At 67.0% G+C, this 24772-nt stretch carries 19 protein-coding genes and 2 riboswitches; of the genes, 9 read left to right on the top strand and 10 right to left on the bottom strand.

Translation table 11 applies throughout. The annotated features are described in order from the left end of the window. Window positions 1-127 precede the first annotated feature (127 nt). From BMW28_RS01090 to BMW28_RS01075, 4 genes are all read right to left on the bottom strand, one after another. Window positions 128-1735 (bottom strand): bifunctional aminoglycoside phosphotransferase/ATP-binding protein, encoded by a 1608-nt coding sequence (locus tag BMW28_RS01090; protein ID WP_091812931.1) that lies wholly within the window; start codon window positions 1733-1735, stop codon window positions 128-130. Between the two features lie 72 nt (window positions 1736-1807). Further along, a complete protein-coding gene (locus tag BMW28_RS01085; RefSeq protein WP_091812929.1) occupies window positions 1808-2158 on the bottom strand; it encodes a hypothetical protein in 351 nt (116 codons plus the stop codon). An 18-nt stretch (window positions 2159-2176) separates the two neighbouring features. Further along, complete coding sequence (locus tag BMW28_RS01080) at window positions 2177-3502, bottom strand: NAD(P)/FAD-dependent oxidoreductase (protein WP_091812927.1); 1326 nt, start codon at window positions 3500-3502, stop codon at window positions 2177-2179. A 37-nt stretch (window positions 3503-3539) separates the two neighbouring features. Next, entirely contained in the window at window positions 3540-4241 is a 702-nt protein-coding gene (locus BMW28_RS01075) for a class I SAM-dependent methyltransferase (RefSeq protein WP_091812925.1), read from the bottom strand. Between the two features lie 161 nt (window positions 4242-4402). After that, window positions 4403-4507, top strand: a riboswitch (glycine riboswitch). 12 nt (window positions 4508-4519) lie between these two features. After that, window positions 4520-4631: riboswitch (glycine riboswitch) on the top strand. 51 nt (window positions 4632-4682) lie between these two features. Here BMW28_RS01075 and gcvT point away from each other — a divergent pair. The 9 genes from gcvT to BMW28_RS01030 all read left to right on the top strand — a co-directional run bounded on the left by gcvT (window position 4683) and on the right by BMW28_RS01030 (window position 15801). Next, window positions 4683-5804: a glycine cleavage system aminomethyltransferase GcvT gene (gene gcvT / locus BMW28_RS01070; RefSeq protein ID WP_091812923.1), complete on the top strand. Its 1122-nt coding sequence runs from the start codon at window positions 4683-4685 to the stop codon at window positions 5802-5804. Window positions 5805-5882: 78 nt separating this feature from the next. Further along, window positions 5883-6254 (top strand): glycine cleavage system protein GcvH, encoded by a 372-nt coding sequence (gene gcvH / locus BMW28_RS01065; protein WP_091812921.1) that lies wholly within the window; start codon window positions 5883-5885, stop codon window positions 6252-6254. A 79-nt stretch (window positions 6255-6333) separates the two neighbouring features. Next, window positions 6334-9225, top strand: a complete 2892-nt coding sequence (gene gcvP, locus BMW28_RS01060) for an aminomethyl-transferring glycine dehydrogenase (RefSeq protein WP_091812919.1) — start codon at window positions 6334-6336, stop codon at window positions 9223-9225. A gap of 251 nt (window positions 9226-9476) precedes the next feature. Then, on the top strand, window positions 9477-12431 hold the full coding sequence (locus tag BMW28_RS01055; RefSeq protein WP_091812917.1) for a monovalent cation/H+ antiporter subunit A: 2955 nt from the start codon (window positions 9477-9479) through the stop codon (window positions 12429-12431). Further along, window positions 12419-12760: a Na+/H+ antiporter subunit C gene (locus BMW28_RS01050; protein WP_091812915.1), complete on the top strand. Its 342-nt coding sequence runs from the start codon at window positions 12419-12421 to the stop codon at window positions 12758-12760. Before BMW28_RS01055 ends, BMW28_RS01050 begins: the two co-directional genes overlap by 13 nt. Beyond that, a complete protein-coding gene (locus BMW28_RS01045; RefSeq protein ID WP_091812913.1) occupies window positions 12757-14586 on the top strand; it encodes a monovalent cation/H+ antiporter subunit D in 1830 nt (609 codons plus the stop codon). The genes BMW28_RS01050 and BMW28_RS01045 overlap by 4 nt, the downstream gene beginning before the upstream one ends. Beyond that, window positions 14583-15074 carry a Na+/H+ antiporter subunit E gene (locus BMW28_RS01040; protein WP_200785688.1) on the top strand — a complete coding sequence of 164 codons (492 nt, stop codon included), beginning with the start codon at window positions 14583-14585 and terminating at the stop codon, window positions 15072-15074. The genes BMW28_RS01045 and BMW28_RS01040 overlap by 4 nt, the downstream gene beginning before the upstream one ends. Then, window positions 15071-15349 (top strand): K+/H+ antiporter subunit F, encoded by a 279-nt coding sequence (locus tag BMW28_RS01035; protein WP_091812911.1) that lies wholly within the window; start codon window positions 15071-15073, stop codon window positions 15347-15349. Before BMW28_RS01040 ends, BMW28_RS01035 begins: the two co-directional genes overlap by 4 nt. Next, complete coding sequence (locus BMW28_RS01030) at window positions 15346-15801, top strand: Na+/H+ antiporter subunit G (protein ID WP_091812909.1); 456 nt, start codon at window positions 15346-15348, stop codon at window positions 15799-15801. Before BMW28_RS01035 ends, BMW28_RS01030 begins: the two co-directional genes overlap by 4 nt. A gap of 23 nt (window positions 15802-15824) precedes the next feature. Here BMW28_RS01030 and gshA read toward each other — a convergent pair whose 3' ends face one another. The 6 genes from gshA to BMW28_RS01000 form a co-directional block, all read right to left on the bottom strand. Continuing rightward, window positions 15825-17372, bottom strand: coding sequence for a glutamate--cysteine ligase (gene gshA / locus BMW28_RS01025; protein ID WP_091812908.1), 1548 nt, complete (start codon window positions 17370-17372; stop codon window positions 15825-15827). Between the two features lie 370 nt (window positions 17373-17742). Then, window positions 17743-19134, bottom strand: a complete 1392-nt coding sequence (locus BMW28_RS01020) for a TIGR03862 family flavoprotein (RefSeq protein ID WP_234970016.1) — start codon at window positions 19132-19134, stop codon at window positions 17743-17745. A 183-nt stretch (window positions 19135-19317) separates the two neighbouring features. Continuing rightward, on the bottom strand, window positions 19318-20697 hold the full coding sequence (locus BMW28_RS01015; protein WP_091812904.1) for a TolC family protein: 1380 nt from the start codon (window positions 20695-20697) through the stop codon (window positions 19318-19320). A gap of 4 nt (window positions 20698-20701) precedes the next feature. Continuing rightward, window positions 20702-21136, bottom strand: a complete 435-nt coding sequence (gene trxC, locus BMW28_RS01010; protein WP_091812902.1) for a thioredoxin TrxC — start codon at window positions 21134-21136, stop codon at window positions 20702-20704. A gap of 27 nt (window positions 21137-21163) precedes the next feature. Further along, window positions 21164-21373 (bottom strand): YgaP family membrane protein, encoded by a 210-nt coding sequence (locus BMW28_RS01005; protein ID WP_091812900.1) that lies wholly within the window; start codon window positions 21371-21373, stop codon window positions 21164-21166. A gap of 43 nt (window positions 21374-21416) precedes the next feature. After that, window positions 21417-24758, bottom strand: a complete 3342-nt coding sequence (locus tag BMW28_RS01000; protein WP_091815288.1) for an efflux RND transporter permease subunit — start codon at window positions 24756-24758, stop codon at window positions 21417-21419. Window positions 24759-24772 lie beyond the last annotated feature (14 nt).

Here is a 24772-nt window from a genome sequence, read left to right as displayed (position 1 = left end):
CACCGCGTTCCGGCGCCCTCTGATGGTAGGAGCGATCCCGCAGGTGCCCTGCAACAAAACGTGCGGATACAACTGAGCTGCCGGTCGCCATGGTGCCCGATTCAGGCTCCATGCAGCCCATAGGTCATCACCGGGACGGGGCTGAAGCGGTCAAACCGCCTCCTGCATCCAGCACGTCATCCCAGTCCACCGGCGCCGTACTGTCGATATGCAGGGCATGGTCTTGCTCCTCCGGCCCGAGCGGCTCCAGCGCCTGCAACTGGGATTCCAGTACCTGCACGTCCGCCTCGGAGGCATCCCCCCCCTGCTCCAGCCGTTGCCGGATGCGCTGGCGCAGCACCGCAGCAGGCGCCTCGAAGGCCAGGACGCAGAACGGCACACCCGCCTGCTGCGCCAGCTCGCGGAACTGCGCGCGCAGCTCGCGCCGGATGAAGGTGGCATCGACCAGCACCGGAAAACCGGCAGCCAGCACACGCAAGGCCAGTTGACCCAGCCACTCGAAGGTGCGGCGCGACGCTTCGGGCGTGTAGATATCCTCGGCGATCGCCCGGCTCGACGCCTCCGGTGCCAGGCCGAACAGGCGCTTGCGCTCCACATCGGCACGCAGGCGGATGGTGCCGGTACGGGCGATCAGGCCCTGGGTCTGGGAGCTCTTGCCCGAGCCCGACAGCCCCATGGTGATCCAGAGATGGCGCGAGCGGGGCTGCGTGCATTGCACGGCCAGCGCCAGATAGCCCTGCAGCTCGGCCTGTGCCTGCGCACGCACCTCGCCCTGCGCCTGCCCGAGGCGCAGCGAGGCCACCTTGGCGCGCACCAGCGCACGGTAGACCAGAAAATACGGCAGCAGCTCCAGCCCCGCGTAATCGCCGGTCTGCTCCAGCCAGCCGTTGAGCACGCGCCAGGCCAGATCCGGCCGCTGGCGGTGCAGCAGGTCCATCACCAGAAAGGCGATGTCGGCCATCACGTCGATCCAGCGCAGCGCCGGGTCGAACTCGATAGCATCGAACAGCAGCGGCTGGCCTTCGTGCAGCATCAGGTTGCCCAGATGCATATCACCATGACCTTCGCGCACCTGGCCTTCCGCCAGTCTCTGCACAAACCGGGGCTGCAGGCGGCGCTGCTGCTGGCGCGTCCAGCGCAACAGGGTGCGCAGCTGCTCACGCCCGGCTCCGCGCGGCAGCACATGGCGCAGAGTCACGAAGTTGTCGGCCACGGCATGCTGGATGGCCTGCGGCTGTCCATGCGCATGCCCGGGCGTGGCCCTGTCGGCCTGCGCATGCAGGGCCGCAATCTGCCGCGCCAGCGCGTCCATCAGAGAAATATCCAGCCCGCCCTGCAGCACCAGCCGGCTCAGCAACTGGTCCTGCGGAAAACGGCGCATGCGCACGGCATGGTCCAGCAGCGGGCCGTTGCCGCGAAGCTCCGGCGCTTGCGGCGTGCCGGTGATCGGCACCACATCCAGATAAAGGGCTGGCGCCGTGCGGCGGTTGATGCGCAGCTCTTCCTCGCAGCAGGCCTGCCGCAGCGCCCGCGTGCCGAAGTCCAGAAAATCCAGCCGCAAGGGCTTCTTGATCTTCCAGGCCAGATCATCGGCCAGCAGCACCCAGGAGATATGCGTCTCGATGCACTGCACCTGCCCGGGCTGGGCGCTGTGGCGGCGCAGCCGGTCCAGCAAGGCCTGCACCATCACGGTGGCCTGCGCCAGGTCAAGCTCGCGGGAAACAGCATCAGTCATCGCAAAAAGGTCCGGCCAGAACGGAAACAGGCAGCCAATCGGCTGCCTGTTCATTGTGCCAGAGCCCTGCTGTCAGGCGAGGGCTTGACCGCGCCCGCGTACCAGCGTCAGCAGCGGCCACAGGAAGGCAAACGCCCCTGCCGCCCAGGCCACGCCGATCATCAGCAGGTTGCCCCAGTCGATCCAGTAGCCCATGTCGGAGAACGAGGCCTTGGTCCAGGCCGGTGTCACGACAAAGATGAAGATGCCGAACGCCAGCGCCAGCCAGAAGGCCAGCTTGAAGTTGCGGCCCCAGTCGGCGCGCGAGCGGCGCAGCGCGGGCAGCATCAGCAGCACCCAGATCACGGCACCGGCAATCAGCCAGGGCAGGATGGTCATGCCCAGTTCCCAGAGGATGTTCAGAGTCAGCCAGATTTCATACATGATGTGTTCTCCTCCCGATCAGACGCGGCCCTTGAGCACCGCCACATAGGCGGGCTTGAGCAGACGGTATTTCATGAGCCAGGCCATGTAGCTTTCCTGCAGCGGATCGATCATCGGCAGCGACGGAATCAGCTTGCCGTCGTAGTCGAACTCGATCAGCATGGCCGAGCCCTCGCGGATCAGCATCGGGCAGGAGGTGTAGCCGTCGAACACCTGGTCCGGCTTCTGGCCGGCAATGGTCTGCACCAGGTGGTGCGCCACCAGCGGCGCGCTCTTCTTGACGGTGGCTGCCGTCTTGCCGCGCGGCGTGCCGTTCACGTCGCCGATGCCGAACACATTGGGGTAGCGCTTGTGCTGCAGCGTGGCCTTGTCCACCTCGAGCCAGCCACCGCCAGCCATCGGGCCTTCCTTCCAGGCCAGGTCGCTGTTCTTGACGGCGTCGGGCGCGCGCATGGGCGGCACGGCGTGCAGGAAGTCATAGGCCTGCTCCACGCGGCCGGCCGGCGTCTCGAAGTAGGCCTTGCGCCCGCCGATGTCCACGCCCACCAGCTTGCTTTCGTAGTCGGTCTTGACGCCGAACTCCTCCCAGCGCGCCAGCACGTTGTCGTTCACGGCCTTCACGCCGAAGATGTTCTTCACGCCCGACTTGAACATGACCTGCGCCTTGTCCAGCATGCCGGCACGCTTGAGGCGGTCGCACACCATGAAGGTCATCTTCAGCGGAGCGCCGGCGCACTTGAGCGCCGTGGCCGGCAGCGTCATGACGGCCTGACCACCTTTGGACACATATTCCTGCATGGCCTTCCAGGTGGCTGCGGCCGCCTGCGGGCTCGGGTAGACGCTGGCCAGACCGTTGCTGCCGATGGCGTTCAGGTCCATGCCCTCGATCAGGTTCCAGTCCATCACCAGGCCGGTCGCCACCACCAGATAGTCGTACTTGATCTTCTGGCCACCGGAGGTGGTGATGGTGTTGGCGGGCGCATCGATCTCGGCCACCATCTCCTTCACCCAGGTGATGCCGGAGGGGTGGAAATCGGCGTTGCGGTCGCGCACCTTCTCGACCGGCCAGACACCGGAGGCCACTAGCGTGTAGCCCGGCTGGTAGTTGTGCTCTTCCTTGCCGTCCACGATGGTGATCTTCGCGCCATCGAGCATGTTGCTCAGGCGGTTGGCCATGGCGATGCCGCCCAGGCCGCTGCCCAGAATCGCGATATGCGCACTCGTCTTGAGCTTGCTCGCGGCCTGTGCCGGCTGCGTGATGCTGGCGGCGCCGGCCACGACCGTGCCCACTCCCAGAGCCTGCAAGAGCTTGCGGCGGTTTTGGTTGGATACCTTGTCATCCATCGTAATCACCCTTTCTTCTCAAAGTCTTCGGACCGTTTCAGCGGCGACGCAGCAGCGTGACGTGCATGGGACGCACGAAACGCGCTCCGTCGGCTGTCATGTGGCGCTCGAAAATCGCCAGCAGGCGCGTGCGCGTGGCCTCGTCGAAGCGCCGGTCGGCATAGGTCACGTTCACCATGCGGCGCTCGAAATCGGCAAAGTCCCGGTAGGCCACCGGCACGTCGAAATACACATCGTCCACGCGCTCCCAGTGGCCGTTGGCGGCGGCCCGGTCGAGCAGGGCCTGCGCGGCCGCGCGCACCGTGCCTTCATCGTTGAAGACACGCATCAGTTCGTTCAGGTCGCCCTCGTACACCGGCTCGGACACATACCAGTAGCCCCCCGGCCGGATCACGCGCTCGACCTCGGCCAGCGCCTGCTCCATCAGATCCAGCGGCACGTGATGCAGCGACTTGAGCATGATGGCCAGATCGAAGCTGGCATCGGGCGCGGGAATGGCCTGCGCGCCGGCTTCCACGAACTCCAGCCGTTCGGCCGGATTCGCCAGGTTAGCCGCATGCTGGATGCGATCCACCTCCAGCCCGGTGACATGGCACTGCGGGTACTGCTGCAGCAGGCCACGCGAGAGCCGCGCGTTGCCGCAACCGAGTTCGACGATGCGCTGCGCCTGCAGCGGCACCAGTTCATTCAGCAGGATCAGCTCGTTGGTGAGCTGGCGGAGTGGAGCTTCAAGGACCATTGAAATAACAGCAGGTAATTTCCTGTTCGGTAACGGAAATTCAAATTAGTTTCATGTATTTACAGTATATGAGTTCGTAAATTATTGCAACGCGGGTTATCCCTCGCACCCTGTTTTTCTCGCAGTTTTCCTGCGCACAAGCGCCCTGACCTTTCTATAATTCCGCATTGTCAGGAGAGCGCCGGCCCGCGAGGGGCAGGCCGCCGAAGGCGCGCGGGCGCAATGCCCGCCAGAAACGCTCAGGTACCGAGGACTGACAGCCACTTTCTGCAAGGAAAGTGTGTCGTGCTGGAGAGTGCGGTGCGTTGCCACAGCGATGCCTGCCACCGAAGGAGCAAGCGGCCGATCGTGGCGGCGAATCTCTCAGGTAAAGTGGACAGCGCGGCCCCGCAACGGGTGTGCCCGTTGCTGTCTGTCCTATTCCGAGAAAGCGAGACTGCCATGGCCTCTGACGACCTGTTCCTCACCCCGCTCAACGCGCTGCACCTCGAACTGGGTGCCCGCATGGTGCCCTTTGCCGGCTACAGCATGCCGGTGCAATACGCCGGCCTGATGGCCGAGCACCAGCACACGCGCACCGCTGCCAGCCTGTTCGACGTGTCCCACATGGGCCAGCTGCGCCTGTCCGGCCCCGATGCCGCGGCCGCCTTCGAATCGCTCATGCCCGTGGACGTGCAGGGCCTGGGCGTGAACAAGCAGCGCTACGGCCTGCTGCTCAACGAAGCCGGCGGCATTCTGGACGACCTGATGTTTGTCAACACCGGTGAGGATCTGTTCGTGATCGTCAACGGTGCCTGCAAGGTGAACGACCTGGCCCACATGCAGGCCACCATCGGCACGCGCTGCACCATCACCCCCATGCCCGACCACGCGCTGCTGGCACTGCAGGGCCCGCAGGCGGTGGAGGTGCTCAAGCGCCTGGCACCCGGCGTCGAAAGCCTGGTTTTCATGACCGGCGGCAACTTTGCCTGGGGCGAGGTACCCCTGTTCGTCACGCGCAGCGGCTACACCGGCGAGGACGGTTTCGAGATCTCCCTGCACAAGGACCAGGCAGAGGCCTTTGCCCGCGCCTTGCTGGCCGAGCCCGAAGTCAAGCCCGCCGGTCTGGGCGCGCGCAACTCGCTGCGTCTGGAAGCCGGCCTGTGCCTGTACGGCAATGACCTGGACCAGACCACCACCCCGGTCGAGGCCGCCATCAACTGGGCCATGCAGAAGGTGCGCCGCACCGGTGGCGAACGTGCCGGCGGCTTCCCCGGCGCCGATTTCGTGCTGGCCCAGCTTGACGGCCGCCTGCCCACCGAACGCCTGCGCGTCGGCCTGATCGCCAAGGAGCGCGTGCCGGTGCGCGAGCCCGCCGAGCTGCAGAACATGGACGGCCAGAAGGTCGGCCAGGTCACCAGCGGCCTGCTCAGCCCCACGCTGAACCAGCCCATCGCCATGGGCTATGTGCGCCCCGAATACTCCATCGAAGGCACCGAGCTGTTCGCCATCGTGCGCGGCAAGCCGGTGCCGATGACCGTGACCAAAATGCCGTTCGTGCCGACGCGCTACTACCGCGGCTGATGCCTTCCGGCGGCCTGATGCAGCATCAGGCCGCCGATTCCCCTTCATTCTTCTATTGACACCCACCGGAGTTTTTTCATGTCCATCAAGTACACCCCCGACCACGAATGGATCCAGATCGACGGCGACGTTGCCACCGTCGGCATCACCCACCATGCCCAGGACGCCCTGGGTGACGTGGTGTTCGTCGAGCTGCCCGAAGTGGGCAAGAGCTACGCCCAGCAGGACGTGGCCGGCGTGGTCGAGTCCGTCAAGGCGGCTGCCGACGTGTACATGCCCGTGAGCGGCGAAGTCACCGAAGTGAACAGCGCCCTGCAGGACGACCCCTCCGCCATCAACAGCGATCCGCTGGGCGCCGGCTGGTTCTTCAAGGTCAAGCTGTCCGACGCCAGCCAGCTGGACGCGCTGCTGGACGCCACCGCCTACGACGATCTGCTGAAGTCGGCCTGATCGCGCCCTGCGCCCTTCATGGCGGCCCGCCCGGCTGGGGCGTGGCCGCTGTCGTGCCTTGAGTCTCCCGGAGCCACGCATGTCCCAGACCTCTCTTTCCTCCCTCGAAAACGCCGGTGAATTCATCGCCCGCCACATCGGCATCTCGCCCGAAGACGAACAGCACATGCTGTCCGTCATCGGCGAGGCTTCGCGCCAGGCGCTGATCGATTCCATCGTGCCGCGCAGCATCGCGCGTGGCAGCGCCATGCAGCTGCTGCCTGCCACCACCGAAGCGGCGGCGCTGGCCGAGCTCAAGGCCATCGCGCAGAAGAACCAGATCTTCCGCAGCTTCATCGGCCAGGGCTATTACGGCACCCACATTCCCGGCGTGATCCTGCGCAACATCCTGGAGAACCCGGCCTGGTACACCGCCTACACCCCCTACCAGGCGGAAATCAGCCAGGGCCGCATGGAGGCGCTGGTCAACTTCCAGACCATGATCACCGACCTGACCGGCATGCCGATCGCCAACGCGTCCATGCTGGACGAGGCCACCGCCGCTGCGGAAGCGATGACGCTGGCCAAGCGCTCGGTCAAGGCCAAGGGCAACGTGATGATCGTCTCCGGCGACGTGCATCCGCAGACCATCGAGGTGCTGCAGACGCGCGCCGCCCCGCTGGGCCTGCAGGTGCAGCTGGTGCAGTCGCACGAGGAATGGGTGCAGGCACTGGCACAGGACGACTACTTTGCGGCGCTGGTGCAGTATCCGGCCAGCAGCGGCTGGGTGCACGACTGGAGCGATGACGTGGCCACCGTGCACGGCAAGCAGGCCGCCTTCATCATGGCCGCCGACCTGCTGGCACTGACCCTGCTCAAGGCCCCGGGCGAAATGGATGCCGACATCGTGGTCGGCACCACGCAGCGCTTCGGCATGCCCATGGGCGCGGGTGGCCCGCACGCCGGCTACCTGGCCTGCCGTGACAGCTACAAACGCTCCATGTCCGGCCGTCTGGTCGGCGTGAGCGTGGACGGACATGGCGACCCCGCCTACCGCCTGGCGCTGCAGACGCGCGAGCAGCACATCCGCCGCGAGAAGGCCACTTCCAACATCTGCACGGCACAGGTGCTGCCGGCCGTGATCGCCAGCATGTACGCCGTGTACCACGGCCCGCAAGGCCTCAAGCGCATTGCCGAACGCGTGGCACGCTACACCGCCATCCTCAAGGCCGGCCTGCAGCAGCTGGGCTACAGCGCCTTCCACCAGAGCAGCGCCTTCGACACCCTGTGCCTGAAGACCGATGGCGACACCGCCGCGATTGCCGAGAAGGCGCGCCAGCACGGCGCCAACCTGCGCACCGCCTGGGGCGACTACCTGTGCATCTCGCTGGACGAAACCACCACGCGTGACGACCTCGCCCTGCTGTGGACCATCTTCGCCAGGGATGGTCAGGCCCTGCCGACCGTGGAAACCCTGGAAGCCAGCGCGCCCGAACTGATTCCGGCCGCCCTGCGCCGCAGCAGCGCCTACCTGCAGCACCCGGTCTTCAACCGCTACCACAGCGAAACCGGCATGCTGCGCTACCTGCGTTCGCTGGCCGACAAGGACCTGGCGCTGGACCGCTGCATGATTCCGCTCGGCTCCTGCACCATGAAGCTGAACGCCACCAGCGAAATGATCCCGATCACCTGGCCCGAGTTCGCCAACCTGCACCCGTTTGCCCCGGCCGAACAACTGGCCGGCTACGCCGAACTGGACCAGCAGCTGCGCGACTGGCTGTGCCAGGTCACCGGCTATGCTGGCGTGAGCCTGCAGCCCAACGCCGGTTCGCAAGGCGAATATGCCGGCCTGCTGGCCATCAAGGCCTGGCACACGGCGCAAGGCCAGGGCCACCGCAACATCTGCCTGATCCCCTCTTCCGCCCACGGCACCAACCCCGCCAGCGCCATGATGACCGGCATGCAGGTGGTGGTGACGGCCTGCGACAGCAACGGCAACGTGGATCTGGATGACCTGCGCGCCAAGTGCGAGCAGCACAGCGCCAACCTGGCCTGCGTGATGATCACCTACCCCAGCACGCACGGCGTGTTCGAGACCCAGGTGAAGGAACTGTGCGCACTGGTGCACCAGCATGGCGGCCGCGTCTATGTGGACGGTGCCAACATGAACGCGCTGGTCGGCGTGGCCGCTCCCGGCGAATTCGGCGGTGACGTCAGCCACCTGAACCTGCACAAGACCTTCTGCATCCCGCACGGCGGCGGCGGCCCCGGCGTCGGCCCCGTATGCGTGGTGGAAGATCTGGTGCCCTACCTGCCCGGCCATGCCACGGCCGGCCTGCACCGCGGCGTGGGCGCCGTGTCTGCCGCGCCCTACGGCAACGCGGCCGTGCTGCCGATCAGCTGGATGTACATCCGCATGATGGGCGCCGACGGCCTGACGCACGCCACCGAAGCCGCCATCCTGAGCGCCAACTACATCAGCAAGCGCCTGAAGGACCACTACCCGACGCTGTACGCCAGCGCCAACGGCCATGTGGCCCACGAGTGCATTCTGGACCTGCGCGACCTGAAGGACAGCAGCGGCGTGATGGCCGAGGACGTGGCCAAACGCCTGATGGACTACGGCTTCCACGCCCCCACGCTGAGCTTCCCGGTGCCCAACACGCTGATGGTGGAGCCGACCGAAAGCGAAACGCGCGAAGAGCTGGACCGCTTCATCGACGCCATGATCGCCATCCGCGAAGAGATCCGCCAGATCGAGCGCGGCGAGTGGCCGCAGGATGACAACCCGCTCAAGAACGCCCCGCATACGGCCAGGAGCCTGATGAGCGGCGACTGGACGCACCCCTACTCCCGCGAAGTGGCTGCGGCCATGCACCCGGGCAGCGGCGTGACCGTGGGCAACAAGTACTGGCCGCCGGTCGGCCGCGTGGACAACGTCTACGGCGACCGCAACCTGTTCTGCAGCTGCATTCCGCTGAGCGAGTACTGAAATCCATCCGCGGCGCCCTGACCGGTGCCAGCGGACAACGGCCTGCAGGGCATTCCAGTAGGCCGTTTTTTCTGCATCCGGAGCAAAATCCGGCGGCTGAACCCGGAAAAAGCGGCAGGTTTTCTGGCCGAAAACCCGGCTTCATGACGAATTATCATTAGAATCAAGACCATACCTTCCGCAACTCATAACGCGGAAGACCCCATCCCGGGCACCTCCGCCCACACCATCGCGTTCCGTTTTCTGCCTGCATGACCTTGCTGTTCCTGCTTGCGCTGCCGTTCATCGGTAGCGCCGTGGCGGCCCTGCTGCCCACGCACGCCCGTACCGCCGCTGCCACCTGGGCCGCGCTGGTGGCGTTGGCAGCCATGGTGCAGGTGGCCCTGCTCTATCCCGATGTGGCGGCCGGACAGGTGCTGCGCGAGGAACTCCGCTGGCTGCCCTCCATCGGCGTCAACTTCGTGGTGCGGGTGGACGGCTTTGCCTGGATGTTCGCCATGCTGGTCACCGGCATCGGCATGCTGGTGGCCGTCTATGCGCGCTACTACATGTCGCGCGAGGATCCGGTTCCGCGCTTCTTCTCCTTCTTCCTGGCCTTCATGGGCGCCATGCTGGGCGTCGTGCTGTCCGGCAACATCGTGCAGCTGGTGTTCTTCTGGGAGCTGACCAGCCTGTTCTCCTTCCTGCTGATCGGCTACTGGCACCACCGCAAGGACGCGCGGCGCGGCGCACGCATGGCGCTCACCGTCACTGGCACCGGCGGCCTGGCACTGCTGGCCGGCGTGCTGCTGCTCGGCCATGTGGTCGGCAGCTACGATCTGGATGCGGTGCTGGCTGCCGGCCAGCGCGTGCAGGAACATGCACTCTACACCCCGCTGCTGGTGCTGATTCTGCTGGGAGCGCTGAGCAAGAGCGCGCAGTTCCCCTTCCACTTCTGGCTGCCGCGCGCCATGGCGGCGCCCACGCCGGTGTCTGCCTATCTGCACTCCGCCACCATGGTGAAGGCGGGCGTGTTCCTGCTGGCGCGGCTGTGGCCGGTGCTGGCCGGCAGCGAGGAATGGTTCTGGCTGGTGGCCACCGCGGGCCTGGCCACGCTGCTGCTGGGCGCCTATCTGGCCATGTTCCAGAACGACCTGAAAGGCCTGCTGGCCTATTCCACCGTCAGCCACCTGGGCCTGATCACGCTGCTGCTCGGGCTGAACAGCGCGCTGGCCGCCGTGGCTGCCGTGTTCCACATCATCAACCATGCCACCTTCAAGGCCTCGCTGTTCATGGCGGCCGGCATCGTGGACCACGAGAGCGGCACGCGCGACATCCGGCGCCTGTCCGGCTTGCGCCATGCCATGCCGATCACGGCCACGCTGGCGCTGGTGGCCAGTGCCGCCATGGCCGGCGTGCCCCTGCTCAACGGCTTCCTCTCCAAGGAAATGTTCTTTGCCGAGACGGTCTACATCAGTTCGCTGCCCTGGGTGGAGCTGACGCTGCCACTGGCGGCCATGGTGGCCTCGATGTTTGCCACCGCCTATTCGCTGCGCTTCGTGGTGGACGTGTTCTTCGGGCCACGCGCCACCCGCCTGCCACGCGAGCCGCACGAGCCGGTGCGCTGGATGCGTGTGCCGATCGAACTGCTGGTGCTGCTGTGCCTGGCAGTGGGCGTGGCGCCTGCCGCCATCATCGGCCCGGTGCTGCACATGGCGGCGCAGCCGGTGGTGGGCGGCCCCATGCCGGCCTACAGCCTGTCGCTGTGGCATGGCGTGAACGCGCCGCTGATCATGAGCCTGATCGCCATGAGTGGCGGCACCGCCATCTGGTTCCTGTTGCGCAAGCCGCTGCGCGACAAGCGCTGGAAGCGCATCCCGCTGTTCGGCCGCTTCGATGGCCAGCGTATCTTCGACGGCGTTCTGGCCCTGCTGGCCCAGGGCGCGCGCCGTGTCCAGCGCACGCTGTACACGCGCCGGCTGCAGCCGCAGATGCTGCTGCTGGTGCTGGTCGGCATGGCCGCCATCACCGCCTCGCTGTGGTCCTCCGGCCTGAGCTGGGGCAACCGCCCGCGCGTGCCGCTGGGCTGGGATTTCGTGCTGATCTGGGTCGTGGGCATTGCCTGTGCCATCGGCGCAGCCACGCAGGCCAAGTTCCACCGCCTGGCCGCCCTGCTGATGCTGGGCGGCGCCGGCTTGGCCACCAGCCTGACCTTCGTCTGGTTCTCGGCACCGGATCTGGCGCTGACACAGCTGGCGGTCGAGGTCGTCACCACCATCCTGTTCCTGCTCGGCCTACGCTGGATGCCCAAGCGCCAGCCGCTGGGAGACCGCAATCCGCTGCGCGCCCGCCTGCGCCGCGGCCGCGATCTGGGCCTGTCGGTGCTGGTCGGCCTCGGACTGGCCGGGCTGGCCTATGCGCTGATGACGCGCCCCGCTCCCTACAGCATCTCCCCCTTCTTCCTGGAGCGTGCCCTGCCCGAGGGCGGCGGCACCAACGTGGTGAACGTGATGCTGGTCGACTTCCGTGCCTTCGACACCATGGGCGAGATCGTGGTGCTCGGCATCGTGGCGCTGACCGTGTATGCCCTGCTGCGCCGCTTCCGTCCGCCGCTCGAGAGCCTGCAGGCCCCGGCGCAGCAGCGCGCCACGCCGGCCGACCTGCAGACCGACTTGATCAACCCCCGCATGGCGCATGACACCGCTGTGGGCTACCTGCTGGTGCCGGCGGTGCTGGCGCGCCTGCTGCTGCCGGTCACGGCCATGCTGGCGATCCACCTGTTCATGCGCGGACACAACGAGCCGGGCGGCGGCTTCGTGGCCGGACTGGTGGTGGCGATCGGCTTCATCACGCAGTACATGGTGGCGGGCACGCAGTGGGTGGAAGCCCACATCAACCTGCACCTGCGCCGCTGGATCGCCTTCGGGCTGCTGCTGGTGCTGGCAACCGGCCTCGGCTCGCTGCTGTTCGGCTACCCCTACCTGACCACGCACACGGCCCATCTGGAGCTGCCGGTGCTGGGCGCCATGCATGTGCCTAGCGCGCTGTTCTTCGATCTGGGCGTGTTCTCGGTGGTGCTGGGCGCCACGCTGCTGATCCTGACGGCGCTGGCCCACTTGTCCATCCGTCGCCAGCGCAAGCCCGTCAAGACCCAGGGGGCCACTTCGGAATCCGTGGATGACGCCATCCGCGCCCAGGAAATGGAGGCCGCCCGATGGAAATCCTGATGGCCATCGTGATCGGCATTCTGGCCGGCTCCGGCACCTGGCTGGTGCTGCGTCCGCGGACCTTCCAGGTCATCATCGGCCTGTCGCTGCTGTCGTACGCGGTCAACCTGTTCATCTTCGTGTCGGGCAGCCTGTCGATTGCACGTGAACCCATCGTGCTGTCCTGGCTGCAGCCCACGCTCGAGAACTACACCGACCCGATGCCGCAGGCCCTGGTGCTGACCGCCATCGTGATCGGCTTTGCCACCACTGCGCTGTTCCTGGTGCTGCTGCTGGCAGCGCGCGGCCTGTCCGACACCGACCACGTCGATGGCGAGGAGGACGCATGAACGGACACTGGCTCGACGCCCTGATGCCGCACCTGCTGGTCGCCCCCATCCTGCTGCCCATGCTCACGGCCGCGCTGATGCTGCTGCTGGGCCGCCGCATGCCGCAAAGCCAGCGCCTGCTGGGCGTGCTCTCCACCGCACTGGGCCTGGGCATTGCCATCGCCCTGCTGGCCTGGGTCAAGGAAAGCGGCGGCACCGGGGCCGTGGGCGTCTACCTGCCCGGCAACTGGCCGGTGCCCTTCGGCATCGTGATCGCGGCCGACCGCCTCACCGCCATGATGCTGCTGATCACGGCCATCGTGGCCTCGGCTTCGCTGCTGTTCTCGGCCGCAGGCTGGGACAAGGCGGGCGTGCACTTCCACCCGCTGTTCCAGCTGCAGCTGATGGGCCTGAACGGCGCCTTCCTCACGGCCGACCTGTTCAACCTGTTCGTGTTCTTCGAGATCATGCTGACGGCCTCCTATGGCCTGCTGCTGCATGGCTCGGGCTGGCCGCGCGTGCGCTCGGGCCTGCACTATGTGGCGCTGAACCTGATGGCCTCGCTGATGTTCCTGCTGGGCGCGGCGCTGCTGTACGGCATCACCGGCACGCTCAACCTGGCCGACATGGCGGTCAAGATTCCACAGATTCCGACCACCGACCGCGGCCTGCTGCATGCCGGTGCCGCCATCCTCGCCGTCGCCTTCCTGACCAAGGCCGCCGTCTGGCCGCTCAACTTCTGGCTCACGCCGGCCTATGCCTCGGCCAGCCCGCCGGTGGCGGCGCTGTTCGCGTTGATGACCAAGGTCGGCCTGTACGCCCTGCTGCGGTTGTGGACGCTGCTGTTCCCGCCCACGGCGGAAGGCTCGGCCATGTTCGGCAGCGAGGTACTGGTCTGGGGCGGCCTGATCACGCTGGCCTTTGGCGCCATCGGCATGCTGGCCTCGCAGCAGGTGGGGCGTCTGGCCGGCTTCTCCGTGCTGGTGTCGTCCGGCACGCTGCTGGCCGCCTTCGGCTTCGGCCAGTCCACGCTCACCGGCGCCGCGCTGTACTACCTGATGAGCTCCACGCTGGCGCTGTGCGCACTGTTCCTCATCACCGATCTGGTCGAACGCTCGCGCGAGGCGGACGAGCCGCTGCCGCCGTTCGACATGGATGACGAATCCCTGCCCTTCCCGGTCGACATGCTGGTGCAGGAGGAGATCAACCTCGACGACCAGGAAGATGCCCTGATCGGCCGCGCCATTCCGGCTGCCATGGCCTTTCTCGGCGCCACCTTCATCGCCTGTGCGCTGCTGATTGCCGGCCTGCCGCCGCTGTCGGGCTTTGTCGGCAAGGTCGCCATGCTGACGGCGCTGTTCAACCCCTACGGCCTGACCGACAGCGTGGCCACCATCCGGCCGGCCGGCTGGGCGCTGCTGATCCTGCTGGTGCTGTCCGGGCTGCTGGCCCTGATCGCCTTCAGCCGCGCCGGCATCCGCTTCTTCTGGGCCCCGCAGGACCGCCCGGCACCGCGCTTGCGCGTGATCGAATTCCTGCCGATCTCGGCGCTGATGCTGCTGTGCCTGCTGCTGGTGGTGCGTGCCGAGCCGGTGCTGGCCTATACCTACCGCACCGCCCACGGCCTGCACCAGCCCGATGCCTATGTCGGCGCCGTCATGGCGGCCACGGTACGGCCCGGACAGGGCCCGCTCAAGCCCCCTGCGCCGCTGCCGGTAACGCCGGCCGTCTCCACCACGCCCCTGGGCGTTGCGCCCTCGGCGCTGGCCCGGCTGCGCCCGGCTGCCGAGTCACTGCAGCCGCCGGCTCCGCTGCAGGGCCTTTCCGCCAGCAGGAGCCAGCCATGATGCGCCGCCTGTTTCCTGCCCCGCTGCTGTCTGCCGCGCTGGTGGTGCTGTGGCTGCTGCTGAACGAATCCTGGTCCGTCGGCCATGTGCTGCTGGCGCTGCTGCTGGGTCTGCTGCTGCCGGTCCTGTTCGCCTCGTTGCGCCCGCAGCAGCCGCGCATCCGCCGTCCGCTGCGCGTGCTGCGCCTGGTGCTGCTGGTGGGGCGCGACGTGCTGCGCTCCAACCTCGAAGTCGGCACCGGTGTGCTGCGGCTGCAGCAGCGCGTGCCCAACAGCGCCTTCGTCACCATCCCGCTGGAACTGCGTGACCCGACCGGCCTGGCCGCGCTGGCCATGATCACGACCGTGGTGCCGGGCACGGTCTGGTGCGAGCTGGCGCGTGATGCCAGCGCGGTGCGCCTGCATGTGTGGGACGTGCAGGACGAAGCCGCCTTCATCGCGCATTACAAGTCGGCCTACGAGGCGCCCCTGCTGGAGATCTACCAATGAGCCCCGTGCTGACCGTCGCCCTCATCTTTTCGCTGGCCTGTTTCGGCATTGCCGCCGTGCTCACGCTGTGGCGGCTGCTGGTCGGCCCTTCGGCCCAGGACCGGGTGCTGGCGCTGGACTATCTCTACTGCATCGCCCTGCTGGCCGTGCTGGTGCTGGGCATCAACAACGTCAGCGCCATGTATTTCGAGGCCGCGCTGCTGATTGCCCTGACCGGTTATGTCAGCTCGGCCGCGATGGCCAAGTTCCTGCTGCGTGGCGAGGTGATCGAATGAACACCACCCTGCCGCTCTGGGTTGAATGGACAGTCTCCATCCTGCTGGTGATCAGCGGCCTGTCTGCGCTGATTGCCGCCTGGGGCATGGTGCGGCTGAAGGACTTCTTCCAGCGCATGCACCCGCCGGCGCTGGGTTTCACCGCAGCCTCCTGGAGTGCGGCGCTGGCCTCGGCCATCTATTTCAGCTGGGTACAGGAGAGCCTGTCGCTGCGCAGCTGGATCATCGTGGTGGTGCTGTCGATCACTGTGCCCATCACCACCGTGCTGCTGGCCCGCGCGGCCATGTTCCGCCGTCGCCAGCAAGGGGATGCGCGCATGCCGCCGGTGCTGGTGCCGCGTGAAGAGGAGTCTGCGGCCCAGGCTCCCGCCAGCGCGCCGGCGGCGAAGAACCCTGAAACCAGCCCTGCCAGCCCTGCCAGCAATAGCCAGCAGCCTGCCAGGGGTCGCTAACTCAGCGGCCCCGTCGTTACCGCTCAGGCGGCCGCAGCAGCCGAACCGGGCGTGAGCCGGTCCGGCGAGACATAGTGGGCGCGGTACTGCTCGAACGGGATCTCGTCCGCCGCCTCGATGGCTTTCTGCGCCTCGACGGATTCTTCCGCCAACGCGGCAAAGCGTGCCTGCTCGCCCACCGGATAGGGCAAGGCCATCAGCGCCTCGCGCGCAGCCTGCGAGCGCTCACGCACAAAACTGACGAAGGACGGCACTTCCACCGCAGCAATGCCCTGCAGCACCTGTGCCGAAGGCAGTGTAGCCGGATTGGCCATGCGCTCCTGCGCCATGGTAAGCGCTTGCGCGTAGGCGGTGCCGCCCTTGATCGCGTCCAGATGCTGCGCGATAGGGGCCAGTTCGGCCAGCACCTCTGCAGCCCAGTCCACCAGCAGCACTTCCGCACCGTTGCGCTCCAGACGCAGGCCCGGCTCGCGACCACGCTCGGCCGTCAGGTGCTGGTTGTGCTTGAGTGCAGCGATCTCGTCGGGCGTATCCGGCGGGCTGTCGCTGAGCAGCGCATGCAGCAGGAACAGGTCCAGGAAGCGCATGGTCTCGGCGTCGATGCCCACGTCGAGGAAAGGGTTCAGGTCCATCAGGCGCACTTCCACGTACTGCACGCCGCGCTGGCGCAGCGCATGCAGCGGGCGTTCGCCCGCCGCGATCACGCGCTTGGGACGGATGGTGCCGTAGAACTCGTTCTCGATCTGCAGCAGGCTGGTGTCGAGCTGGTTGTAGTCGCCCCCCAGATTGCGCAGGCCGATCGCCTCATAAGGGCCATAGGGCTTGGTCAGTGCTTCGTGCAGGGAGGCTGCGTAGCCCTCCAGACCGTTGTAGCTCACCGCCAGCGAGGCCTGGGCATCGCTCTGGTAGCCCAGGCGCCCCATGCGCAGCGAGGTGGCGTGAGGGCGGTACATGGTGCGCCCCGTGAGCAGCTCGAGTTCGTGCTCGCGGCCATCGACAAAGCTGGCACACACGGCCGGCGAAGCGCCGAACAGGTACAGCAGCAGGAAGGCATTGCGGCGGAAATTGCGGATCAGGCCGAAGTACTCGGCATTGCTCAGGTCCGGCAGCGACCAGTTGTAGTGGATGCCGGAAATCGTCTGCATGCGACGGCCATAGCGGTGGCCCAGACCCATGCGGTACACGCTCTTGGCGCGGCCCACGTTGGAATTGCCGTAGCGACCAAGCGGAATGGTTTCATCGGTCGGCAGGCCGCAGGGCATGCTGGCCACCCACAGCATTTCGTCGCCATGGCGCGCCAGCACACGGTACACCTCCTGATGGATGCGCGTGAGCTCGTCCAGGCAGGCATCGGCACTGGCGTGCGCCCCCGTAACCAGCTCGACCTGCGATTCGCTGAAGTCGGTGGTGATGTTCGGGTGTGTGAGCGGCGAGCCCAGCTCCCTGGGATGCGGCGTGAGCGCCAGCTTGCCGTCCGGCAGCGTGCGCAGGCTTTCCTTTTCCACGCCGCGCAGCATGCCCGCCAGGCGGTCTGCCGTGATCGTGTTCAACCGTTGTTCGAGAGAGCCCATGTAGTTTCCTGTTTTTCGCGGCCTCGACTGCACCGCCTTTGTCCGTGGGCCGGACCGGTTCTGCCGTCCGCGGGCGCTGCCTGCGCTGGCTGGAACAGCCATGCCAAGAGAGCGCCTCCGGGGGACGGGTCAGTGATTGTCGCGGAATTTTGTGGCGGTTGCCGGAGCTTGCCGGTTTCTGCCAGAGCAGTACTGGGTTGTTCCCGGCGCCCTCTGCCCCATTCTGGCCGGATTTGGCTGCTCTGCCTCTGACGCGGCTCAACGATCCGGGCCGGCACAAACAGGAAACCCGTCGTTTCTCAGTCTCTGCGCTGCAGCAAGGGCGTCTGGTCGCAATCGCTGCGCTGCTGCCAATGCGGACGGGAGCGGTTCAGTGGCCGTGCTGCGCCAGCATGCCCTCCGCGGCCACTACGCCACTGGCCAGGCAGGCCGTCAGCAGATAACCGCCGGTAGGTGCTTCCCAGTCCAGCATCTCGCCGGCAACGGCCAGCCGGGGCAACGCCTGCACGCGCAGATGCGCATCCAGCGCCTCGAAGCACACGCCACCGGCGCTGCTGATGGTTTCCTGCACCGGCCGCGCCGCTGCCAGCTGCAGCGGCAGGGCCTTGATGGCGCGTGCCAGCTGTTCGGCATCGTGCATGGCTGACTTGCTCAGCACCTCGTACAGCAGCGCAGCCTTGATGCCTTGCAGGCCAAGCCGGCTTTTCAGGTGGCCGGACAGGCTCTTGCTGCCGCGCGGATGACGCACGGCGGCCAGCACCTGCTCGGGGCTGTGGTCGGGCAGCAGGTCGATGCGCAGTTCTGCCGGCTGCCCGTTCCGCTCGATGGCATCGCGCAGCAGGCTGCTGGCCGCGTAGACCACGCTGCCCTCGATGCCGGTGGCCGTGGCCACGAACTCGCCGCGCCGATGGAAACGCCCGCCCTGGCCGTCATCGCAGTCGATCGCCACCGCCTTGAACGGCTCGCCGGCGAAACGCTCGCGGAAATGGCGGGACCAGCCGCCTGGGGCTTCCGCACCAGCACCAGCGCCGGCGCCGGCGCCGGCGCCGGCGTTGGCGTTGGCGTTGGCGCCGGCGCCGGCGTTGGCGTTGGCGTTGGCGTTGGCGTTGGCGTTGGCGTTGGCGTTGGCGTTGGCGTTGGCGTTGGCGTTGGTCTCAGCCTGCCGCGCTGGGGTCGCGGCCACATCAAACCCGCAGTTGGCCGGACGCAACTCGGCCACCTCGATGCCCAGCTCCCGCAGCAGCGGCACCCAGGCACCATCCGAGCCCAGACGCGGCCAGCTTGCGCCGCCCAGCGCCAGCAAGGCCTGTTCCGCCTGCACCGTGCGTTCACCCTCGAGTGTCTGGAAGCGCAGCGCCAGCGCCTGTCCGGGCTCCGGTGGGATCGCAAAACCCAGCCAGCGGTGGCGCATGTGGAACTGCACCGGCACGCCGGATGCAGGGTGGCGCAGACGGTGCAGCCACGCACGCAGCAGCGGCGCGGCCTTCATCTCCTGCGGAAACACGCGGCCCGAGGTGCCGACAAAGGTCTGCACGCCCAGCCCCTGCGCCCAGGTGCGCACGGCATCGGCATCGAAGGCACGCAGCAGCGGTTCGATTTGCGGCTGGCGTGCGCCATAGCGCGAGGCAAAGGCCGCAAACGGCTCGGAATGGGTCAGGTTGAGCCCGCCCTTGCCTGCCAGCAGGAACTTGCGGCCGACCGAGGGCATGGCGTCAAACACATGCACGGCCACGCCGGCGGCAGACAGTTTTTCAGCTGCCATCAGGCCGGCCGGACCGGCGCCGATGATGGCCACCGGGACGGAAGAGGAATCGGGAAGGGAGGTGGAAGTCACGCGAGTGCCGGTTGGTGAATCGTGGCCGCCTTCGATGCGGGCGGCCTGCCCCGAATGATACGCCTCGGCTCCCGGGGACGGCCTGAAGATGCAGCCTGCCCCCGTCGTATGTCAAGGCGCCGTCACCGGCTTCAGCGTGGCATTCACGCGGCGCAGTTCGCCTTCATCCAGCTGGCTGGTCATGGCAGCCAGACGCAGCTGGTTCATCACGGCAGATACGCGCGCCTCGGCCAGCGACTGCGCCGTGTTGGCATGGTCGGTCTGGGCATTCAGCACGTTCAGCGTGGTGCGGTCACCCACGGCACGACCAAGGTAGGTGGCGTCCAGACGCGAAGCCGCAGCCTTGAGCGCCTCTTCCAGAGCGCGCACACGCGCCGCATCGGCCTCGCGCGCACTCCAGAGCAGGCGTGCCTGCTGGCCCACGGTGGTCTGCGCCTGCTGCAGGTCGGCCTCGGCCTTGTCGGCCAGGGCCACCGCCTCGCGCTCCTTGGCGCTGCGCATGCCGCCGGTGTACAGCGGGATGTTCACCTGCACGCCCACCATGTAGTTGGTGTTGCGGTTGCTGGCCTGACCAAAATCGCCACTGCCCCAGACACGGTCCTTGCCGGCCTGGGCCACCAGATCGACGGTGACCGAGGACAGTGCATCGTGCTTGCGCACTTCCTGGCGTGCGATCTCGGCGGCAATCTGCTGCATGCGCAACTGGGCGTTGCTGCCCTGCACCGATTGCAGCCACTGCTCCATCGCCTTGTCACTCACCAGCGCGGGCACGCGCGTGGGCAGCATGGCGGTGGGATGGGTCACGCCGATGCTGTCGGCCAGGATCTGGCGCTTGTTGTCCAGATCGAGGTCGGCGGCCACTTTCTGCGCCTTCAGGCCGGCCAGCGCGGCATCGGCCTCGTGACTGTCGGTCACCGCCACATCGCCCAGACGGAAGCGCTCGTGCGCCTCGTCGGCCGAGCGTTGCACCGCCTGCAGCTGCCGGGCCAGGATGCGCTGGCGCTCCTGTGCCAGCGCCACGTCGAAGTAGCGCTGTGCCGTGCGCAGCATCAGGTCCATCTGGGCCGCCTGCCAGCCACTGTCACCCAGGTCGGCCTGCAGCTTGAGCTGGGCACTGCCGGCAGAACGGCCACGGTTGTACAGCGGCTGCTGTGCCTGCACGGCCCAGCGTGTCATCTTGCCGCCAGTGACCGAGGTGGCGAAGTTCACGCCGGTCACCTGTGGCTGGCCCGGCATGGAAAACGCCGCGCCGTTCATGGCCGTCTCGCTGGTGGCAGCACCGGCGGTGCCGCTGAGCATGACGTTGGGTTTCCACAGCGCGGATGCCTGGTCGCGCTTGGTCTGGCTGGCGGCATGGTTCAGGCGCGCGCTGGCCAGTTCGCGGTCGTGGCCCTGCACGCCGCCCCAGGCTTCCAGCAGGTCGACCGTGGTGGCCTGAGCGCCCCCGGCAAGGGCCACCAGTGCCAGGGCCAGCAATGTCTGTCTACGCATGAATTTATCCCTTGTGCCGCGCCAGCGATCCCTCGATCCAGCGCTGCAGGTCGGCCGCGCTCATGGCACCGCTCATGCGCTCCACCTCCCGGCCGCCCACATAGAGGGCGAGCGTGGGAATGCTGCGAATGCCGAGGGCCGCACCAGTACGCTGGTTGGCCTCGGTATCGAGCTTGGCGAAGCGCACGCGCGGCATGCGTGCTGCGGCCTGTTCAAACTGCGGCGCCATCATGCGGCAGGGGCCGCACCAGGGCGCCCAGAAGTCCACCACCACCGGCATTTCGGTGCCAGACACGAAGGCCTGGAAATTGCCATCGGTGAGCGCCACCGGATGACGGGGCAACAGCTCCGCCTTGCAGCGGCCGCAGTTGACTTCCTTGTCCAGATCGGTTTCGGCGACGCGGTTCTTCGCGCCGCAGGCTGCACAGACGATTTGCATGGCGGACTCCTTGCGGAAGTGGGTCTATCAGTTGCCGGCGCGGGCACCCAGCTTGCGCATGATGGTTTCCATCAGGCACCACTTGGTGAAACCGCTCTGCAGCAGGTTGACGCCGACGAAGGCGGTGAACCACAGCCAGTTGGAGCTGTGGAAGATGGGGCTGCCTTCAACGCCCAGTGCCAGGGACAGCAGGATGAAGGTACCACCGATCATGCGAACGAGTTGCCAGGATGTCATGAGAAAAGCTCCTTGAAGAAAAAAACGAGGGGGTCGGGTCTGCTCAGGCAGGGGTGCCCGGGCCGGCTGCCGGCTCTGCAGGTGGGGAAGCCACGGCAACCGGGTTGCCAGCCTCCGGCGGGTTGCCGTGCTGGCTGTACTGCTTGCGGTAGGCGACGTAATACAGCATCGGAATCACCACCAGCGTCAGGATGGTGGAGACGAAAATGCCGAAGATCAGGGAGATGGCCAGACCGTTGAAGATCGGGTCATCGAGGATGAAGAAGGCACCGATCATGGCGGCCAGGCCGGTCAGCATGATGGGCTGGGCGCGCGTGATGGCCGACTTGACGATGGCCTCCTCGAAGGGCACGCCCTCCTTCACCTGCAGGTTGATGAAGTCCACCAGCAGGATGGAGTTGCGCACGATGATGCCGGCCAGCGCGATCATGCCGATCATGCTGGTGGCCGTGTACTGCGCGCCGAGCAGCGCGTGGCCCGGCATCACGCCGATGATGGTCAGCGGAATCGGCGCCATGATGATCAGCGGCACCAGGTAGGAGCCAAACTGCGCCACCACCAGCAGGTAGATCAGGATCAGGCCGACGGCATAGGCCGCGCCCATGTCGCGGAAGGTTTCGTAGGTGATCTGCCACTCGCCATCCCACTTGACGGCGTAGTTGCGGTACGGGTCCTGCGGCTGGGTGATGAAGTATTCATCGAGTTTGCCACCGTTGGGCGTCTGGATCTTGTCCAGCTCGCCGCGCATCTTGAACATGCCGTAGAGCGGGCTGTCCACCTCGCCGGCCATGTCGCCCATGACGAAGCTGACCGGCAGCAGGTCCTTGTGGAAGGACGGCTGCTCGCGCACGCTGTCGCTCACGGTGACCAGCTCGCGGATCGGCACCAGGGTGCCGGCGCCGGTGCGCACGGACAGCTGCAGCAACGCATCCAGGCTGCCCATGGCTTCGGCCGGCAACTGGATCTGCGTGGGAACGGCGTAGCGGCTCTGGTCATGCAGGAAGGTGGCGGCATCGCCCGACAGGCCGGTGCGCAGCGTGGCGACGATGGCCTGCTGCGGCACGCCCAGCTGGGCGGCCTTGCGGCGGTCCACGATCAGTTCCACCTTGGGTGCGGCCACGCTGGTAGTGTCGTCCACATCGACCACGTTGGCCGTGCTGGCGAACACTTTGCGCAGCGCCTTCACCACTTGCTGGCGGCCTTCGGCTTCGGGTCCGTAGACTTCGGCCACGATGGGCGAGAGCACCGGCGGGCCCGGGGGCACTTCCACCACTTTCACGTTGGCGCCGTGGCGCTTGCCGATGTCCTGCAGGCCGGGACGCACGCGCGTGGCAATGACATGGCTCTGGTCGTCGCGGTGTTTGGCATCGACGAGGTTGACCTGAATGTCGCCCATTTCGCTGGCGGTGCGCAGGTAGTACTGGCGCACCAGACCGTTGAAGTTGATGGGCGAGGCGGTACCGGCATAGGCCTGGTAGTTCTTCACCTCGGGGATGGTGGCCAGATGCGCGCCCAGCTCATGCATGACGGCAGCCGTCTTTTCCAGCGGCGTGCCGGCAGGCATGTCCACCACCACCTGGAATTCGCTCTTGTTGTCGAAGGGCAGCATTTTGAGCACCACCAGACCGGCCACCGGCAGCAGCACGGAGAGCACGATCAGGCCGGCCACGCCCAGCCCCAGCAGGCGGCGGTTGCGCTTGCCGGACTGCGGATGCAGCAGCGGGTTGAACACCTTGCGGAACAGCGGATCGAGCTTGCCGGCCAGACCATGGCCGGCGGCCTTGCCGTGGTCGTCTGTATGCGTGGCCTTCATCCACAGGCGCGCCAGCCAGGGCGTGACGACGAAGGCAATCGCCAGCGACAGCAGCATGCCCATGCTGGCGTTGATCGGAATCGGGCTCATGTACGGGCCCATCAGGCCGGACACGAAGGCCATGGGCAGCAGCGCAGCAATCACGGTGAAGGTGGCCAGAATGGTGGGGCCACCCACTTCATCGACCGCGCCGGGGATGATCTCGCGCAGGGACTTGCCCGGATAGAGCTGCTGGTGGCGGTGGATGTTCTCCACCACCACGATGGCATCGTCCACCAGAATGCCGATGGAGAAGATCAGCGCGAACAGCGAGACACGGTTGAGCGTGAAGCCCCAGGCCCAGGAGGCGAACAGCGTGGCGGTGAGCGTCAGCACCACGGCTGTGCCCACGATGGCGGCTTCGCGGCGACCCAGCGCGATGAACACCAGCGCCACCACCGACAGCGTGGCGAACAGCAGCTTCTGGATCAGCTTGGTGGCCTTGTCGTTGGCGGTTTCGCCGTAGTTGCGGGTTTCTTCCACGTAGACATCGGCCGGGATCACGGTGTTGCGCAGCTGATCGACGCGCTCCATCACGGCATTGGCCACGTCGATGGCGTTCTCGCCGGGCTTCTTGGTGACGGCGATGGTGACGGCGGGGTATTCGACACCCGTCGGACCGGCAGCGCTGGCTCCCTGGGCAGGAGCGGCGGCCCCTTCGGCAGCAGTTGCGCCGGCCTTGGCGGGCTCGCCGTACCAGACATAGCGCGCAGGCGGCGGCGTGCCGTCGCGGATGGTGGCCACGTCCTTCAGGAACACGGGCTTGCCGCCCGGTGCGCCCACCAGCAGCTCGGCCACATCGTCGGCGTTGCGCAGATAGGGGCCGGATTCGATCGCCACCGCCTGGTTCCCGCTGATCAGGTCGCCCAGCGGCAGGCCGAAGTTGGCGGATTGCAGGGCGTTGCGCAGGTCATGCACGGTGAGGCCGGCGGCAGACAGGCGTGCCGGGTCGATCTCGACCATGATGGCATGGCCGGGGCCGCCAATGGTGCTGACTTCGCGCGTGCCGGGCACACGCTTGATGTCGGCCTCGATGCTGTGCGCCACGCGCTCCAGATCGAAGGACCCGGAATCGGTGCGCTTGGTGTAGAGCGTGAGTGCCACGATGGGCACGTCGTCGATGCCCTTGGGCTTGATGATGGGCGAGAGCACGCCCAGGCCGGGCGGCAACCAGTCGGCGTTGGCGCCCACGGTGTCATACAGGCGCACCAGCGCATCGTTGCGCTTGACGCCCACCTTGAACTGCACCGTCAGCACCGCCACGCCGGGACGCGACACGCTCATCACGTGTTCCACGCCCGTCATCTGCGACAGCACCTGCTCGGCTGGCGTGGCCACCAGCGATTCCACGTCCTTCACGGCCGCGCCGGGGAAGGGCACGATCACGTTGGCCATGGTGACGTCGATCTGCGGTTCTTCCTCACGCGGGGTGACCAGCACGGCGAACACGCCGAGCAGAAAGGCCACCAGCGCCAGCAGCGGCGTGATCTGCGCCGACTGGAAAAACGCGGCAATGCGGCCGGACACGCCCATGCGCGTGGCGCTGG

The organism is Allobrachymonas denitrificans DSM 15123, assembly GCF_900110225.1.
GTDB classification, from domain to species: domain Bacteria; phylum Pseudomonadota; class Gammaproteobacteria; order Burkholderiales; family Burkholderiaceae_C; genus Brachymonas; species Brachymonas denitrificans.
The sequence above is the reverse complement of the archived record's forward strand: the minus strand, read 5'-3'. Positions and strand labels throughout refer to the sequence as shown.

Bases quoted from the DNA above. Each gene is read 5' to 3' on its own strand.
- BMW28_RS01090 (WP_091812931.1), bottom strand. From the start codon at position 1,735: ATGACTGATGCTGTTTCCCGCGAGCTTGACCTGGCGCAGGCCACCGTG.
- BMW28_RS01085 (WP_091812929.1), bottom strand. From the start codon at position 2,158: ATGTATGAAATCTGGCTGACTCTGAACATCCTCTGGGAACTGGGCATG.
- BMW28_RS01080 (WP_091812927.1), bottom strand. From the start codon at position 3,502: ATGGATGACAAGGTATCCAACCAAAACCGCCGCAAGCTCTTGCAGGCT.
- BMW28_RS01075 (WP_091812925.1), bottom strand. From the start codon at position 4,241: ATGGTCCTTGAAGCTCCACTCCGCCAGCTCACCAACGAGCTGATCCTG.
- gcvT (WP_091812923.1), top strand. From the start codon at position 4,683: ATGGCCTCTGACGACCTGTTCCTCACCCCGCTCAACGCGCTGCACCTC.
- gcvH (WP_091812921.1), top strand. From the start codon at position 5,883: ATGTCCATCAAGTACACCCCCGACCACGAATGGATCCAGATCGACGGC.
- gcvP (WP_091812919.1), top strand. From the start codon at position 6,334: ATGTCCCAGACCTCTCTTTCCTCCCTCGAAAACGCCGGTGAATTCATC.
- BMW28_RS01055 (WP_091812917.1), top strand. From the start codon at position 9,477: ATGACCTTGCTGTTCCTGCTTGCGCTGCCGTTCATCGGTAGCGCCGTG.
- BMW28_RS01050 (WP_091812915.1), top strand. From the start codon at position 12,419: ATGGAAATCCTGATGGCCATCGTGATCGGCATTCTGGCCGGCTCCGGC.
- BMW28_RS01045 (WP_091812913.1), top strand. From the start codon at position 12,757: ATGAACGGACACTGGCTCGACGCCCTGATGCCGCACCTGCTGGTCGCC.
- BMW28_RS01040 (WP_200785688.1), top strand. From the start codon at position 14,583: ATGATGCGCCGCCTGTTTCCTGCCCCGCTGCTGTCTGCCGCGCTGGTG.
- BMW28_RS01035 (WP_091812911.1), top strand. From the start codon at position 15,071: ATGAGCCCCGTGCTGACCGTCGCCCTCATCTTTTCGCTGGCCTGTTTC.
- BMW28_RS01030 (WP_091812909.1), top strand. From the start codon at position 15,346: ATGAACACCACCCTGCCGCTCTGGGTTGAATGGACAGTCTCCATCCTG.
- gshA (WP_091812908.1), bottom strand. From the start codon at position 17,372: ATGGGCTCTCTCGAACAACGGTTGAACACGATCACGGCAGACCGCCTG.
- BMW28_RS01020 (WP_234970016.1), bottom strand. From the start codon at position 19,134: ATGGCAGCTGAAAAACTGTCTGCCGCCGGCGTGGCCGTGCATGTGTTT.
- BMW28_RS01015 (WP_091812904.1), bottom strand. From the start codon at position 20,697: ATGCGTAGACAGACATTGCTGGCCCTGGCACTGGTGGCCCTTGCCGGG.
- trxC (WP_091812902.1), bottom strand. From the start codon at position 21,136: ATGCAAATCGTCTGTGCAGCCTGCGGCGCGAAGAACCGCGTCGCCGAA.
- BMW28_RS01005 (WP_091812900.1), bottom strand. From the start codon at position 21,373: ATGACATCCTGGCAACTCGTTCGCATGATCGGTGGTACCTTCATCCTG.
- BMW28_RS01000 (WP_091815288.1), bottom strand. From the start codon at position 24,758: ATGGGCGTGTCCGGCCGCATTGCCGCGTTTTTCCAGTCGGCGCAGATC.